Consider the following 15,531-nt stretch of genomic DNA (forward strand, 5'->3'; position numbering starts at 1 on the left):
GGTCAGTACCTCACTCGCGGGTCGATGAGCGCCGCGATGACGTCGACGATGAAGTTGGTCAGCGCCACGATCACGGCCAGCAGGGCGACGATGCCCTGCACGGCGACGAAGTCGCGCGCCTGGAGGTACTCGGCCAGCTGGAAGCCGAGGCCCTTCCACTCGAAGGTCGTCTCGGTGAGCACCGCGCCGCCCAGCAGCAGGGCGATCTGCAGGCCGATGACGGTGATGATCGGGATGAGCGCCGGACGGTAGGCGTGCGTGCGGACCAGGCGGAACTCGCTCACTCCGCGCGAGCGGGCGGCGTCGACGTAGTCGGTGCCGAGGGTGCCGATCACGTTCGTGCGCACGAGGCGGAGGAAGATGCCGGCGGTGAGCAGGCCGAGCGCGATCGCCGGCAGGACCGCGTGCGAGAGCACGTCGGCCACGGCGGCGGGGTCGCCGGTCTGGATCGCGTCGATCAGGTAGATGCCGGTCTTGTTCTCGAGGAACTGCAGCGAGAGCTCGGTGTTCGTGGTCGCGCGACCGGCGACCGGGAACCACTTGAGCCAGACCGAGAAGACGAGCTTGAGCAGCAGCCCCGCGAAGAAGACGGGGGTCGCGTAGCAGAGGATCGCGAAGATGCGCAGGACCGCGTCGGGCGTGCGGTCGCGGTGGTAGGCGGCGAGCATCCCGAGCGGGATGCCGACGAGGAACGCCACGATCAGGGCGTAGAAGGCGAGCTCGACGGTCGCGGCGCCGTAGGTGACCAGCACCTCGGTGACCGGGCGGTTGTCGCTCAGGGTGGTGCCGAAGTCGCCGCGCAGCAGGTTGCCGAGGTACTCGAGGTACTGCACGATCAGCGGGCGGTCGTAGCCGGCCGCGGCGACGCGCTCGGCCAGCTGGTCGGCGGTGAGCCGACCGCCCAGCGCCGCGGTGATCGGGTCGCCCGTCGAGCGCATGAGCAGGATCACCATCGTCACGAGGATGAAGACGGTCGGGATGATGAGCAGGAAGCGGACGAGCAGATAGCGCCCGAGTCCTCCTCCGGAGCCGCGCGGTCGCCGGGTGGGCGCCGTCGCCGCAGCCGTCGTGGCTGTCGTCACGTGATGCCTTTCGTGGAGAACGGCCGGCGCCTCCCGGGTGGGGAGGCGCCGGCCGGAGGGGTGGATCAGCCCTTGCTGAGCGCCGCGTAGCGGAACTTGAACGAGGCGTCGAGGGTGTCCTCGGCTCCGCTCACGGTGCTGCCGACGATCGCGACCTGCGAGCCCTGGAGGTAGGGCAGGGTCGACAGCTGCGCCGCGACCTTGTCCTGGATCTCCTCGATCAGCGCGGTGCGCGCATCGGCGTCGGTGGTGGAGACCTGCTCGGCGATCAGGCTCTGCACGTCGGCGTCGTCGAAGTGGTTCGCGAGGAAGTTCTCCTTGATGAAGAACGGCGACAGGTAGTTGTCGGCGTCGGAGTAGTCCGGGAACCAGCCGAGCTGGTACGCCGGGTAGACGTCGCTCGAGCGGTCCTTGGAGTACTGGACCCACTCGGTCGTCTGCAGGTTCACGGTGAACAGGCCGGTCGACTCGAGCTGGTCCTTGATCAGCGCGTACTCGTCGCCCGAGGACGGACCGTAGTGGTCGTTCGAGTACTGCAGGTTCAGGGTGACCGGGGTGGTGACGCCCGCGGCCTGGAGCGTGGCGGCCGCCTTGTCGGCGTCGACACCGCCCTGGCCGTCGCCGTAGAGGCCCTTGAGGGACTCGGTCGCGCCGGTGAGGCCCTGGGGGACGTAGGAGTACAGCGGGGTGTAGGTGCCCTTGTAGACCTGGTCGGCGATCTCCTGGCGGTCGATCAGATCGGCCGCGGCCTGGCGGACGGCGAGAGCCTTGGCCGCGTCGGCCTCGGCGGTCGTCGCGCCGAACGGCTGCGTGTCGAAGTTGAAGACGATGTAGCGGATCTCGCCGCCGGGACCGTCGACGACCTTGACCGCGTCGTTCCCGCGGAGGTCCTCGACGTCGGTCGCGGAGAGGCTCCGGTACGCGACGTCGATGTTGCCCTCCTGGATGTCCAGCTTGAGGTTCGAGCTGTCCGCGTAGTACTTGACGTTGACGGTGCCGGTCTTCGCCGCGCCGAGCACGCCCTGGTAGTCGTCGTACGCCTTGTACTGGATGAGGTTGTTCACGTCGTAGTTGGCGATCGTGTACTGCCCGGCGAAGGCGTCGCCCGAGACGATGTCCGCGTCGGCGGTCAGCTCGTCGGCCGAGAAGACCTCCTCGTCCACGATCGGGCCCGCGGGGCTCGAGAGGATCTGCGGGAAGGTCTGGTCGTTCTCCGACTTCAGCGTGAAGACGACGGTGGTGTCGTCCGGCGCCGCGACGCTGTCGAGGTTCGCGAGGAGCGACGACGGGCCGTTCTCGGCCGCGATCGCGACCTGGCGGTCGAAGGAGAACTTGACGTCCGAGGAGGTCAGGTCGTGGCCGTTGGCCCACTTCAGGCCGTCCTTGAGCGTGACCGTGTACTCGGTCGGCGCCGTGAACTCGGCCGACTCGGCGATGTCGGGCTCGACGTCCGGGCTGCCGTAGGGGGTGTTCATCAGGAACGGGAACACCTGGTTCATCACGGCGAAGGAGCCGTTGTCGTACGAACCGGCGGGGTCGAGCGTGGTGATCTTGTCGGTGGTGCCGATGGTGAGCGTGCCGCCGGCCGCGCCGCCGGTCGAGTCCCCGCCGCCGGCGGAGCAGCCCGCCAGCACGAGCGCGACCGCGGCGAAGCCTGCTGCCGTGCCGAGTGCCCGCGAACCGCGAGTGAATCCGGATGTCATCTCCGTCTGCCTCTTCCTGTCAGAAATCGGATGCGGACCTCGGCGTGGAACGCGGTCCCGCGGCGCAGAGTCCGTCGCGCACGGGGTCCGTGCGGAGCGGTGTCGATCCGGCGCACTGTCCTTCAGGCGCACGGTGTTCTCTGGGCGCACGGGGGCCACGACGCTGAGCGCCCGCATTGCTGTTCCTCAGTGGTAACACATGCGGAAGCGCTCTCCGAACCGGCGCGGGCCGTCGAGCGCTTTCTTCACACGACTGCAACACGTCCCTCATCGAGGGCACGGGGCACCCGCGGCGCCCTCATTCGGTGCGCAGGGCCCGCTTCTCGCGCTCCAGCTCGACCAGGCGGACCTGCACGGCGCGGGAGAGCACGGGGTCGGTCGAGGCGCGCTGCAGGGCGCCGCGCAGCTCGGCGATCTCGCGCAGGAGGTCGCGCTCGATCAGCGAGATCGCGACGTCCTTCGAGTAGCGGGCGAGGCCGGCCTCGTCGGCGGCCGGGATGGGCGCCACGGCGAGCTGGTGCACGAGCGAGGCGAACGGCCCGGGCACGTCGGCCGCCACGTGCTCGACCCAGTCGCGGTCCTGCGCGCGCTCGAGGTTGGCGACCACGGCGTCGCGGACGACGCGGAGGGTCTCGTTCGTGACGGCGGCGTGCGCGGCCCGGGCGAGCAGCGACTCCCCCATCACCTGGGGCAGCTGGAGCATGGCCATCAGCGCCTCGCGCTCGATCCGCGTGACGACGTCGACGGGGAGGTCGGCGATCCGGGCGCCGGCGGGCGCCTCGGGGGCGTCCTCCTGCGGGCGCTCGTCCCGGCCGCCCGGAACGTTGCGCGCGCGCGAGCCGGCGGAGCGGACGGCGGAGTTGACCTCGGACATGTCCAGGCCGAGCATCCGGGCCAGCTCGCGGGAGTAGCCGGGGCGCAGCGCCGGGTCGCGGATCTCGGCGACGACGGGCGCAGCGGCTCGCAGCGCGGCGATCCGGCCCTCGACCGTGTCGAGGTCGTAGCGGGCCAGCAGCTGCCGGATGACGAACTCGAACATCGGCTTCTTGTCGTCGATGAGCCGGCGGACGGCGTCGTCGCCGCGGTTGAGCCGCAGGTCGCACGGGTCGAGGCCCTCGGGCGCGACGGCGACGAAGGTCTGCGCGGCGAAGCGGTGCTCCTCCTGGAAGGCGCGCATCGCCGCCTTCTGGCCGGCGGCGTCCGGGTCGAAGGTGAAGACGACCTCGCCGACCCCGCTGTCGTCGCCGAGCACGCGGCGCAGGACCTTGATGTGGTCGACGCCGAAGGAGGTGCCGCAGGTGGCGACCGCGGTCGTGACGCCGGCGAGGTGGCAGGCCATCACGTCGGTGTAGCCCTCGACGACGACGACCCGGTGGCCGCGGGAGATGTCGCGCTTGGCCAGGTCGAGCCCGTAGAGGACCTGCGACTTGTGGTAGACGGGCGACTCAGGGGTGTTCAGGTACTTCGGACCCTTGTCCTCCTCGAGCAGGCGGCGGGCACCGAAGCCGACGGTCTGCCCGGTGACGTCGCGGATCGGCCAGACGAGGCGGCCGCGGAAGCGGTCGTAGACGCCGCCGCGGTTGCTGCTGCTGACGAGGCCCGCCGTGGTGAGCTCCTCCTCGGAGAAGCCGCGGCGCTTGAGCGCGGTGGTCAGGCCGTCCCAGCCGTCGGGGGCGAAGCCGACGCCGAAGCGGTCGGCGGCCGCGCGGTCGAAGCCGCGCTCGCCGAGGAAGCAGCGGCCGACGTCGGCGCCGGGGGTGGCGAGCTGCTCGCGGAAGAACTCCTCGGCGGCGTTGTTCGCGGCGATGAGCCGGGCGCGTCCGCCGGTCTCGGGTGCCTGGCCGCCGCCCTCCTCGTACTGCAGCGGGAAGCCGATGCGGCCGGCGAGCCGCTCGACCGTCTCGCTGAACGAGGTGTGGTCCATCTTCATGACGAAGCTGTAGACGTCGCCCGACTCCTGGCAGCCGAAGCAGTGGTAGAAGCCGGCCTGGGGGCGCACGTGGAAGCTCGGGCTGCGCTCGTCGTGGAACGGGCAGAGCCCCTTCAGCGAGCCGACGCCCGCCGACTTCAGGGTGACGTACTCGCCGACCACGTCCGCGATGTTGACCCTGGCCTTGACCTCCTCGACATCCGTCTGTCGAATCCGAGGCATGCCTCCCATCGTATCCGCCGCCACCCGCCCCCCGGCCGAGTGCGCTGTTTCCGCCCCTCCCCTGCCGGCCGAGCAGCCGCGGAACCAGCAAGAAGGAGCACCGACCGGCGCACGCACATGCTGGTCGAGTAGCCGCGGTACGCGGCGTATCGAGACCACCCCGCGGACACGTGGGTCTCGATACGGCCGCTCCGCGCCCTACTCGACCAGCATGGATGCCGGAAAGCTCAGCCTTCCGGCGGGCACGCCGCAGGGTGCAGCCGAACGCGCGATTCGCGTGCCAGCGAATCGCGCTAGGCGTCCGCGCCCCGCTCTGCGGAACGCACCACCTCGAGAAGCCGACCGCGCGGACGCCGGGCAGGGACCAGCGTCCGACGTGAGCGGGGCTGCGCCCCGCTCACGTCAGGAGCACAGCCTCTCGAACCAGCTCAGGGCGCTCTGGTCGGTGAGGTTGGCGACCTGGTCGACGACGACCCTGCGGCGGGCGTCGTCGGTGCCGGCGGCGTTCCAGTCCTCGGCGAAGCCGGCGTCGAGGGCGCCGGCGCCGCGTTCGAGGAGGGTGTCGGCGAGTCGGGTGAGGACCTCGCGCTGCTGGGCGTAGATCGGCTGGCGGGTGTTGCGCGACATCACGAAGGTGGCGACGATGCCCTTGAGCACGGCGATCTCGGCCTGCTGCTCGCGGGGGACGACGACGTGGCCGCCGAAGCGGACGAGGTCGGGGTGGGAGTAGGCGTCGCGGGTGGCCTCGGTGGCGGAGGCGGCGAAGCGGCCGATGAGCTGGCTGGTGAGGTTCTTCAGCCGGGCCTGGTCGCGGCGGGAGCCGTCCCAGGAGTCGACCCAGACGTCGAGGGAGTCGAGGCGGTCGAACGCGGCGACGAGCTCGTCGTGGCCGATCTCGCCGCCGACCCAGGAGTGCATCGACTCGACGAGGTCGTCGTGGTCCACGCGGGACCCGAGCGCGGCGACGTCGATGTAGCCGGAGAACACGGCGTCCTCGAAGTCGTGCACCGAGTAGGCGATGTCGTCGGAGAGGTCCATCACCTCGGCTTCGATGCAGCGGACTCCCTCGGGGGCGCCCTCGCGCATCCAGGTGAAGGCGGGCTCGTCGTCGGCGTAGAAGCCGTACTTGGCGCGACCGGACGGGTCGGCGACGGAGCGGGTGTCGGGCCACGGGTACTTGCAGCTGGCGTCGAGGCTCGAGCGGGTGAGGTTCAGGCCGTAGGGGCGGTCGTCCTCGCCGAACACCTTCGCCTCGAGCCGGGTCAGCAGCCGGAAGGTCTGCGCGTTGCCCTCGAAGCCGCCGATCGACGCGGCCCAGGTGTTGAGGGCGCGCTCGCCGTTGTGGCCGAAGGGCGGGTGGCCGATGTCGTGGGCGAGGCAGGCGGTGTCGACGACGTCGGGGTCGAGGTCGAGGCTCGTGGCGAGCTCGCGGCCGATCTGGGCGACCTCGAGCGAGTGGGTCAGCCGGTTGCGGGCGAAGTCGACGCCGGCGGTCGGGCTGAGCACCTGCGTCTTCGCCGCGAGGCGGCGGAGCGAGCTGGAGTGGAAGAGCCGGGCGCGATCGCGGGCGAAGTCGGAGCGGCGGGTGCTGTGGTCCTCCGGCAGGAACCGCTCGACGTCGACGAGCGAGTACCCCCAGAGCGCGCGGTCATCCACCGCTGTGGTGGATCTCGGCGGCCGAGACGGCGTCGCGCTGGTCGGCGTTCAGCTCGCGGGACTCGAGCCAGCGGTCGGGCAGCGACGGCGTCTTCGGCGAGCCGGCGCGGCCGCGCTGGCCCTCGGCCGCCTCGCCCGGGTAGGGCACGTCGGGGTCGAGGGTGGCGAGCAGCTCGTCGAGCTCGGCGAGGGTGACCACGGAGGCCATCTTCGCGCGCAGGTCGCCGCCGACGGGGTAGCCCTTGAAGTACCAGGCGACGTGCTTGCGGATGTCGCGGCAGCCGCGCTCCTCGCTCTCGAAGAACTCGCAGATCAGCTGGGCGTGCCGGCGGAAGGCCGTGGCGACCTGGCCGAGGGTCGGGGTGAAGCGCTCGTCCGAGCCCGCGAAGGCGGCGGCGAGGTCGCCGAAGAGCCACGGGCGGCCGAGGCAGCCGCGCCCGACGACGACGCCGTCGCAGCCGGTCTCGCTCATCATCCGCAGCGCGTCCTCGGCCGACCAGATGTCGCCGTTGCCGAGCACCGGGACGCTCGTGATCGCCTGCTTGAGGGTCGTGATCGCCGACCAGTCGGCCTGGCCGCTGTAGAACTCGGAGGCGGTGCGGGCGTGCAGCGCGATCGACGCGACTCCTGCGCCCTCCGCGGCCCGGCCGGCCTCGAGGTAGGTGAGGTGGTCGGAGTCGATGCCCTTGCGCATCTTGACCGTCAGCGGGATGTCACCCGCGGCTCGCACCGCGCCCTCGACGATCTGGCGGAACAGCGGGAGCTTCCACGGCAGGGCCGCTCCCCCGCCCTTGCGGGTGACCTTCGCGACGGGGCAGCCGAAGTTGAGGTCGATGTGGTCGGCGCGGTCCTCCGCGACGAGCATGGTGACGGCCTCGGCGACCGTCCTCGGGTCGACCCCGTAGAGCTGGATCGAGCGGACCTTCTCGCTCGGGTGGTGGCGGATGAGGCGCATCGACTCCGGGGTGCGCTCGACGAGCGCGCGGGAGGTGATCATCTCGCTGACGTAGAGCCCGTTGCCGAACTCGCGGCAGAGCCGGCGGAACGCGGTGTTGGTGATCCCGGCCATGGGCGCGAGGACGACGGGGGCGTCGAGTTCGAGGGGGCCGATCCGGAGCGCCGGCGCGGTGCGCGCGGGCGGTGCGGCCATGAGAGTGGAGGACATCGGTATCGATTCTCCCAGATCCTGTGTTGGGGAAGGCGAACGAGCGGAGAGGTGGGGACGGATGGACGGGAACGGCACTGTGGAGGACAGCACTGTGGAGGACGGAGCTGCGGAGGTCGGCACCGCGGAGGACCGCACCGTGGAGGACGGCCCGGCGCGGTTCGAGGCGGATGCGCGCGAGCGCGGACTCGACGTCGAGATCGTCGACCGCCCGGAGGCCGGCAGCCTGGCCGAGGCGGCCGAGCTGCTGGGCATCGAGCCCGGCTCGATCGTGAAGTCGCTCGTGGTGAAGCGCCATGACGGCGGCTTCGTCTTCGCGCTGGTGCCCGGCGGCCGGCAGATCTCCTGGCCGCTGCTGCGCGCGGTGGTCGGCGTGAACAAGCTCCGGCTGCCCGACGAGTCGGTGGCGCTGGAGGCGACGGGCTACCGCCGCGGCACGATCACGCCGATCGGCTCGACCACCGCCTGGCCCGTCGTCGCGGACGAGCGGGTCGTCGGCCGCAGGATCGCCCTGGGCGCCGGCACGAGCGGCCGGAGCGCCTTCGTCGACGCGGACGCGCTGATCGCCGCCTACGGCGCGACCGTCGCCGACATCACGGTCGAGGAGCCTGCTCGCTGACAGCGGGAGCGCCGGGAGCCGGCACCGAGCAGACACCGTCCTCGCAGACGGGCACGTCCGCGGCGCCGAGCATCTCGAACGGCCCGCTCGACACTCGATCGCTCACGCGACGACCGCCCGCTGCGACAGCACGTGCTCGAGCACCTCGGTGAACGCGGTCGGCTCCTGCGCTCCGGAGACCCCGAAGCGGCCGTCGAGCACGAAGAACGGCACCCCGTTGATCCCGTACTCGCGGGCCTGCGCGATGTCGGACTGCACGTCGGCGAGGTGCCGCTGCTCGTCCAGCGCGCGTAGAGCCTCGTCGGCGTCGAGCCCGACCTCGGCGGAGAGGGCGGCCAGGACGTCGGAGTCCGCGAGGTCGCGCCCCTCGACGAAGTAGGCGCGGAGCAGTCGCTCCTTCAGCTCGAGCTGCAGCCCGTTCGCCTTCGCGTGGTGCAGTGCCTGGTGCGCCCGGACGGTCTTCACGTGCACGACCGATTCGAAGTGGTAGTCGAGGTCGACTCCCGCCGCGATCGCGGTGACGGAGTCGAGCATCTGCTGCGCCTGCTCCAGCGGGACGCCCTTGTGCTGGGCGAGGAACTCGGCCGTGCCGCCGCGGTAGTCCTCCGGCGTCTCCGGCGACAGCTCGAAGCTGCGGTACTCGACCGCGACCTCCGGCGCGTCGGGGTGCGCGGCGCGGAACGCCGCCAGCCCGCGCTCGAACTTGCGCTTGCCGATGTAGCACCAGGGGCAGGCGATGTCGGACCAGATGTCGACGGTGATGGGGGTCTGCGCTTCGCTCACTCCGAGGACAACCGCTGCCACCGGGAGCTATTCCCGCAGCACCCGGACGAGCTCGTCGACGTCGGACTCGTCGTTCCAGAGGTGGAAGGCGACGCGGAGACGTCCGCCCCGGCCCGAGACGCGCAGCCCTGCGGCCTGCAGTCGTGCCAGATCGGCGCCGTCCTCGTCAGGCCAGGAGACGATCGCGCGGTGCTGCGGCGCGCGGTCGAGGCGCTCGCAGAGCTGGTCGCCCAGCCCGGAGGCGCGCGCCCAGACCGCGGCGAGGTCGAGGGAGCGGAACAGCTCGAGCGACGCCTCCGCCCCGACGAACGCCTGCCAGGCGGGCGAGACGTCGAATCGCCGGGCGTTCTCGGCGAGGTGCATCGCCGGTCCGTAGCAGGAGGACCAGACGTCCTCCCCCGAATACCAGCCGGCCTGCACCGGCAGCAGCTCGGCCGCGTACTCGGGCGAGACGGTGAGGAAGGCGACGCCGCGCGGCGAGCAGAGCCACTTGTAGGCGTGGGTGAGGGTCGCGTCGAAGCGGGAGGCGTCCACCGGCAGCACGCCCGCCGCCTGGGTCAGATCGCAGGCCGTGCGCACGCCGTGGCGGGCGGCGGCCTCGACGACCGCGTCGAGGTCGGCGAGCGCTCCGCTGCTGGACTGCACGGCCGAGAAGACGACGAGGTCGTCGGCGTCCTCGACCGAGTCGGCGAGCGCCTCCAGCGGCACCGAGCGCACCACGACGCCGCGGTGGGCCTGGGCGAGGAAGGGGAAGACGATGGAGGAGAAGTCGCCGTCGACGCAGAGGACGTGCGCTCCGTCCGGGAGCGATGCGGCGAGCACGGCGGCCATCGCCGAGGTCTGCGAGCCGATCGCGACCCGGTCGACCGGCACTCCGGCGATCTGCGCGAAGGAGGCTCGGGCGCGCTCGGCGACCGCTCCGTAGCCCGCGGCCGTGCCGCAGCCGGCCGACCACTCGTCGAGGTCCGCGCGCAGGGCCTCGGCGGTCGCGCGGGGCGGCAGGCCCAGCGTGCAGGCGTTGTGGTACCCGCGGGCGCCGGGGAAGAGCGCTCGGAGGTCGGCGGGGGCCGGGGGTGCGGTGCTCACCCTCCGAGGATCCCCCTCGACGCCCGGATCGCCAACCTCGCGGCAGTACCGGGCGCGTCGTGCGTCACCGCGCGGCGAGGGCGTCACCGCGCGGCGAGGGCGTCACCGCGCGGCGAGGGCGTGGGCCTGCTCGATCAGCGCGACCACTGCTCGAGCGTCCTGCACGTCGACGGGTGACGGAGCGCCGTCGAGCAGGGCGCGGGCGACTCCCGCGAGGAAGGCGGCGTAGTTCCCGCGCTCGCTCGGCACGGCCGTCGTGCCGCGCTCGTCGGCCAGCATCCCCTCCGCGCCCGGCGGGACGACGCCGAAGTCCTCGTCCAGCGGAGTGGCGTCGCCGCCGCGCAGCGCGCCCTCCTGCGGGTCGAGGCCGTCGACCGAGAACGCGGCCCGCGTCCCGAGCACCCGGAAGCGCGGGGCGGAGGCGCGGGCGACCCGGCTCATCGTGAGGTGCGAGCGCACGCCGGATTCGTGGAGCAGCGAGACGAAGGCGTCGTCCTCGCTCGCGCCGCCCGCGTGCACGACGCGGGTCTCCGCCGCGGTGACGACGGCCGGGCCGAAGAGCACCAGGGCCTGGTCGACGAGGTGGCTGCCGAGGTCGAAGAGGATGCCGCCGCCCTGCGCCGGTCCGATCGCCGTCTGCCAGCGCCCGGTCTTCGGAGCGCTCCAGCGCTCGAACGTCGACTCGAAGCGGATCACGTCGCCGAGCGCGCCCTCCGCCAGCAGCCGGCTCAGCGTGAGGAAGTCGGCGTCCCAGCGGCGGTTCTGGAAGACGAACACGGGCGCGCCGCCCGCCTGCGACGCGGCGAGGATCGCGTCGACGTCGGCCGTGCTCGGCGCGAACGGCTTGTCGATCACGACCGCGACGCCGGCGGCGAGCACCTGCTCGGCCTGCTCGCGGTGCACGGAGGGCGGCGTCGCGAGCACCACCAGGTCGGGTCGCTCGGCGAGCACCGCGTCGAGGCCGGCGACGATCCGTGCGCCGGGATGCGCGGCCTCCGCGGCCGCCGCGCGCTCGGGGTCGCTCGTCGAGATCGCGACGAGCTGGAAACGCGGGTCCGCCTCCAGGAACGGCGCGTGGAAGACGCGGCCCGCGAGCCCGTAGCCGACGAGCCCGACGCGGAGGGAGCTGGTCTCGATCGTCATGCTCCGATGGTAGCCAGCGGTGGTGTCGGGCCGGCCCCTCCCCCGTTCCGCCGATACCGCGGCACCGGCCAAGATCTCCCGCCGGCGGGCGGGCGGAGAACACTAGGCCCGCCGCGCCTCGATCACCTCCGAACAGCGCCCACTGCGCGCCAGCCCGATCTCCGCGGATCGCGCTCCCTACGCTGACCATTCGCACGCGACGCCGCCTCGTCGAGGCCGCGGAGACGTCCGGATCCGTCGCCGATCGCGAGACGGCTCGACGCCGTGCGGAGCACCGAGACGACGACCGCGTCGCGGCGACGTGAGCGGTGACGAGCGATTCACGAGAGATGGACACGATGAAGAAGAACCCGATGGTCGGCCTGGTCTGCCTCCTGGCGCTGACGCTGTCCGGTTGCGCCGCCGACGCCCCCGCGACGGTCGTCGACGCGACGACCGGGCCCGCGGCGCAGGTGAGCTCCTGGCTCTCCCGCCACGCGGGGCCGGCCTGGTCCGACTGCCCGTCCGAGGTGTTCCCCGAGCTGGAGGGCGTGACGGCGCAGTGCGGCACGATCGCCGCGCCGATCGACTGGAGCCGGCCCGACACCTCCGATCCGGTGGACCTCGAGCTCATCAGAGTCTCGGTCGGCGGACCGCACGACGAGGTGCTGATGGTGAACCCCGGCGGCCCGGGAGCGCCCGCGAGGGACATGGCCCTCGGCCTGGCGACCGTGCCGGAGGCCGCTCCCGTCCTCGAGAAGTACGACGTGATCGGCATCGAGCCGCGAGGGCTCACTCCCGAGACGGATCTCGCCTGCGACGCCGAGGCACTGGCGGCGGACGGAGAGGGGGCGGTGGAGGCATGCGCGACCACCAGCCGGTTCGCCGTCCACGCCTCGACCACGGACGTGGCGATGGACCACGAGCTGCTGCGGCAGGCACTGCAACAGCCGCAGCTCGACTACTACGGCGCCTCGTACGGCACCTACATCGGCAGCGTCTACGCGACGCTGTTCCCCGACACGGTCGGCCGGATGCTCCTGGACAGCGTCGCGGACTCCGCGTCCCTGCAGCGGACGAGCGACCTCGAAGGGTTCGAGGAGAGTCTGGGGCGGCTGCTCGACGCCTGCACGTCGGGTGCGCTGGGAGCCCGCCCCGTCACCGGCGACCGGGAGGAGGCGGCCGAGCAGCTGACGGCACTCCTGCAGTCGCTCTCGGCGGAGCCGCGGACGGCGATCGGCCCGGACGGCGAGCACACCGAGGTCGGCGGCCGCGAGGTCGCGTCCTACCTGCTGACCAGTCTGTACGAGCCCCGATCCTCCTGGAGCGAGACCGTCGCCGTCCTCGACGGAGCGGTGGCCGGCGACGGGGAGGCGCTGGCGATCGTCGCGAGCACCGACGACTCCACTGTCGATCGGGCACTCGAGTACGCCGTCTACTGCGCCGTCCCGCCGGCTGCCGGAGCGGATGCCGCGCAAGCGGCCGAAGGCGGGCGGCCGGCGAGCACGGGCCCGCTCGGGATCCTCGAGGAGGGCGACGACTCCGTGCGGGACTGCGACCGGTGGGGCGAGTACGAGCGGCTGGATCCGGCCCTCTCCTACACGAGCGGGAACCGGATCCTCGTCGTCTCGAACCTGCACGACCCCGCGACGCCGTTCGCCGATGCCCGTCGCCTGCACGACACCGAGCTGACGAACAGCACGCTCGTCGAGGTGGAGGCGGACGGCCACGGCGCTGCCTACCGGGACTCGACGTGCGCGACCGACATCGCCAACGCCTACCTCGTCTCGGGGACTCTCCCCGCCGACCCGACCCGCTGCGAGACGGATCGCTGAGCGCGGGACCGGCTGAGCCGCGGACCGCCGACGGACCGGCCCTCGCGGATCAGCCCGATGCCCCCGGCACGTCCACGGCGCCGCCGAAGCGGCGGGTGCGGCCGGCGTAGTGCTCGATCGCGCCCCAGAGGTCCTCGCGGGTGAAGTCGGGCCAGAGCCGGTCGAGGAAGACCATCTCGGCGTAGGCGCTCTGCCAGAGCAGGAAGTTGCTGGTGCGCTGCTCGCCGGAGGAGCGCACGAAGAGGTCGACGTCCGGCATGTCGGGCAGGTAGAGCGCCTTGCCGATCGTCTTCTCGGTGATGCCGGACGGCTTCAGCCTGCCCGCGGCGACCTCGGCGGCGATCCGCTGCACCGCGTCGGCGATCTCGGTGCGGCCGCCGTAGTTGACGCACATGGTGAGCGTGAGGACGTCGTTGCCCTCGGTCAGCTTCTCGGCGTACTGCAGCTCGTTGATGACCGACGCCCAGAGCCGCGGCTTCCGGCCGGCCCAGCGCACGCGGACGCCCCACTCGTTGAGCTGGTCGCGGCGGCGGTGCAGCACGTCGCGGTTGAAGCCCATCAGGAAGCGCACCTCGTCGGGCGAGCGCTTCCAGTTCTCGGTCGAGAAAGCGTAGACGCTGAGGTGCTTGACGCCGATCTGGATCGCTCCCGCGACCACGTCGAGCAGCGACGCCTCGCCGCGCTTGTGCCCCTCCACCCGGGTCAGCCCGCGGGAGTTGGCCCAGCGGCCGTTGCCGTCCATCACGATCGCGACGTGCTCGGGCACCGCCTTGCGCGGCAGCTCCGGCGGGTGCACGCCGGTCCAGTCGAGGGGGCGGAACGGGACGGCGTCCCTGTGGGTGAACGGCTTCATCGGGTGACGTGCTCCAGAGATCTCAGTCCGCGCTCGAGGTGCCACTGGGTGTAGGCGGCGACCACGCCGCTCGCTCGGGAGCGGGTCGAGGGCTCCGTCGTCTCGGCGTGCTCCCAGTCTCCCGTGAGCAGGGCGCCGAGGAGGACGACCACCTCCGGGGCGACGCGCGGGGCGCCGGGGGGCGTGCAGTCCTCGCAGACGACCCCGCCGAGCTGGACGACCACCGCGCCGTGCGGGCCGGGGGCGCCGCAGCGGGCGCAGTCCTCGAAGCTCGGCGCCCAGCCGGCGATCGAGAGCGCGCGCAGCAGGTAGGAGTCGAGCGTGAGCACCGGCTCGTGCTCGTGCTTCGAGAGCGAGCGCAGGGCGCCGACGAGCAGGAGGTACTGCTGCAGCGAGGCGTCGGCGTCGGTGAGGCGGTCGGCCGTCTCGACCATGGCGCTCGCCGCGGTGTAGCTGTCGTAGTCGGCCGCGATGATCGCGCCGTACGCGCCGAGCGACTCGGCCTGCGTGACGATGTCGAGGCTCCGGCCCTCGTAGAGCTGCAGGTCGGCGACCATGAACGGCTCGAGCCTCGAGCCGAACTTGGAGCCGGTCTTGCGCACGCCCTTGGCGACCGCGCGGATCTTGCCGTGGCTGCGCGAGAGCAGCGTCACGATGCGGTCGGCCTCGCCCAGCTTGTGGGTGCGCAGCACGACGGCTTCGTCACGGTAGGTGGGCATGCGCTCGATTATCCTCCCCACCCCTGACAACCCCGCGGTGGACCGGCACCCGCCCCCTCCCGCCCGTGGAACGATGGCTCGGTGGCCGCCTCCCTCTTCGAGATCCCCGCCTGGGCCGACCTCCTCGCCATCGCGATCGGCTGCTTGCAGGGCGCGATGTTCGCCGGCGAGTTCCGCGACCGCCGGATCGACCTGCTCGGCGTCACGATCATCGGCACGGCGACCGGCCTCGGCGGCGGTGTGCTGCGCGACCTGCTGCTGCAGACCCCGCTCGTGGCGCTGCACACCAACGCCTACCTGCTCGTCGCGGTGACGGCCTCGCTCTTCGGCATGCTGCTGCAGCACGTGCTCAACCGGGTCGACGGCACGATCACGGCGCTCGACGCCCTGACGATCGGGCTCTTCGGCGCCATCGGCACGACGAAGGCGCTCTCGCTCGGCGCGCCGGAGGTGCCCGCCGTGTTCGTCGGCACCGTCTCGGCCGTCGGCGGCTCGGTCATCCGCGACATCCTGCTCAACCGCCCGATCGCGCTGATGCACGTCGGCTCGCTCTACGCGATCGCCGCGACCGGCGGCACGGTGGTGCTGGTGGTCGCGCTGCGGTTCGGGATGGTGATCGACTACGCGGCGCCCATCGCGGTGCTGGTCACGGCCGTCATCCGGCTGCTGGCGGTGCGCTACGGCTGGAGCCTGCCGGAGCAGCGGGCGCTGAGCCGGGTGCCGCGTCTGGGCTGGCGGAAGCGCGGCTGACGGCGG

The 15,531-nt window shown here is 72.2% G+C and carries 13 protein-coding genes; 3 read left to right on the top strand and 10 right to left on the bottom strand.

Going from position 1 to position 15,531, the window contains the following annotated elements:
• Nucleotides 1-2: 2 nt before the first annotated feature.
• The 5 genes from MT353_RS00310 to dusB form a co-directional block, all read right to left on the bottom strand.
• Nucleotides 3-1,082: an ABC transporter permease gene (locus tag MT353_RS00310; RefSeq protein WP_243623291.1), complete on the bottom strand. Its 1,080-nt coding sequence runs from the start codon at nucleotides 1,080-1,082 to the stop codon at nucleotides 3-5.
• 65 nt (nucleotides 1,083-1,147) lie between these two features.
• Entirely contained in the window at nucleotides 1,148-2,785 is a 1,638-nt protein-coding gene (locus tag MT353_RS00315; protein WP_127886292.1) for an ABC transporter substrate-binding protein, read from the bottom strand.
• 298 nt (nucleotides 2,786-3,083) lie between these two features.
• Nucleotides 3,084-4,937 carry a DNA primase gene (dnaG, locus tag MT353_RS00320; protein WP_243623292.1) on the bottom strand — a complete coding sequence of 618 codons (1,854 nt, stop codon included), beginning with the start codon at nucleotides 4,935-4,937 and terminating at the stop codon, nucleotides 3,084-3,086.
• Between the two features lie 402 nt (nucleotides 4,938-5,339).
• Entirely contained in the window at nucleotides 5,340-6,593 is a 1,254-nt protein-coding gene (locus tag MT353_RS00325) for a deoxyguanosinetriphosphate triphosphohydrolase (protein WP_243623293.1), read from the bottom strand.
• Nucleotides 6,586-7,758 (bottom strand): tRNA dihydrouridine synthase DusB, encoded by a 1,173-nt coding sequence (gene dusB / locus MT353_RS00330; RefSeq protein ID WP_243623294.1) that lies wholly within the window; start codon nucleotides 7,756-7,758, stop codon nucleotides 6,586-6,588. The genes MT353_RS00325 and dusB overlap by 8 nt, the downstream gene beginning before the upstream one ends.
• A gap of 94 nt (nucleotides 7,759-7,852) precedes the next feature.
• Here dusB and MT353_RS00335 point away from each other — a divergent pair, with 94 nt between their 5' ends.
• Nucleotides 7,853-8,377, top strand: a complete 525-nt coding sequence (locus MT353_RS00335) for an aminoacyl-tRNA deacylase (RefSeq protein ID WP_374204675.1) — start codon at nucleotides 7,853-7,855, stop codon at nucleotides 8,375-8,377.
• 102 nt (nucleotides 8,378-8,479) lie between these two features.
• Here the strand turns inward: MT353_RS00335 and MT353_RS00340 are convergent, their stop codons facing one another.
• The 3 genes from MT353_RS00340 to MT353_RS00350 all read right to left on the bottom strand — a co-directional run bounded on the left by MT353_RS00340 (nucleotide 8,480) and on the right by MT353_RS00350 (nucleotide 11,389).
• Nucleotides 8,480-9,160, bottom strand: a complete 681-nt coding sequence (locus MT353_RS00340) for a DsbA family protein (protein WP_123735461.1) — start codon at nucleotides 9,158-9,160, stop codon at nucleotides 8,480-8,482.
• A 27-nt stretch (nucleotides 9,161-9,187) separates the two neighbouring features.
• Entirely contained in the window at nucleotides 9,188-10,246 is a 1,059-nt protein-coding gene (locus tag MT353_RS00345; RefSeq protein ID WP_243623295.1) for an aminotransferase class V-fold PLP-dependent enzyme, read from the bottom strand.
• 102 nt (nucleotides 10,247-10,348) lie between these two features.
• Nucleotides 10,349-11,389, bottom strand: a complete 1,041-nt coding sequence (locus tag MT353_RS00350; protein ID WP_243623296.1) for a Gfo/Idh/MocA family oxidoreductase — start codon at nucleotides 11,387-11,389, stop codon at nucleotides 10,349-10,351.
• A 338-nt stretch (nucleotides 11,390-11,727) separates the two neighbouring features.
• On the opposite strand from MT353_RS00350, the gene MT353_RS00355 reads away from it, so the two are divergent.
• Entirely contained in the window at nucleotides 11,728-13,203 is a 1,476-nt protein-coding gene (locus MT353_RS00355; protein WP_243623297.1) for an alpha/beta fold hydrolase, read from the top strand.
• A 49-nt stretch (nucleotides 13,204-13,252) separates the two neighbouring features.
• Here MT353_RS00355 and MT353_RS00360 read toward each other — a convergent pair whose 3' ends face one another.
• Together MT353_RS00360 and recO are read right to left on the bottom strand one after the other, a co-directional pair.
• Nucleotides 13,253-14,056, bottom strand: coding sequence for an isoprenyl transferase (locus MT353_RS00360; RefSeq protein WP_243623298.1), 804 nt, complete (start codon nucleotides 14,054-14,056; stop codon nucleotides 13,253-13,255).
• A complete protein-coding gene (recO, locus tag MT353_RS00365; protein ID WP_123445629.1) occupies nucleotides 14,053-14,775 on the bottom strand; it encodes a DNA repair protein RecO in 723 nt (240 codons plus the stop codon). Before recO ends, MT353_RS00360 begins: the two co-directional genes overlap by 4 nt.
• A gap of 81 nt (nucleotides 14,776-14,856) precedes the next feature.
• On the opposite strand from recO, the gene MT353_RS00370 reads away from it, so the two are divergent.
• A complete protein-coding gene (locus tag MT353_RS00370) occupies nucleotides 14,857-15,525 on the top strand; it encodes a trimeric intracellular cation channel family protein (protein ID WP_243623299.1) in 669 nt (222 codons plus the stop codon).
• Nucleotides 15,526-15,531: the final 6 nt, after the last annotated feature.

Origin of the sequence: Rathayibacter sp. VKM Ac-2927, from assembly GCF_022815525.1 — a bacterium.
Taxonomy (GTDB): domain Bacteria; phylum Actinomycetota; class Actinomycetes; order Actinomycetales; family Microbacteriaceae; genus Rathayibacter; species Rathayibacter festucae.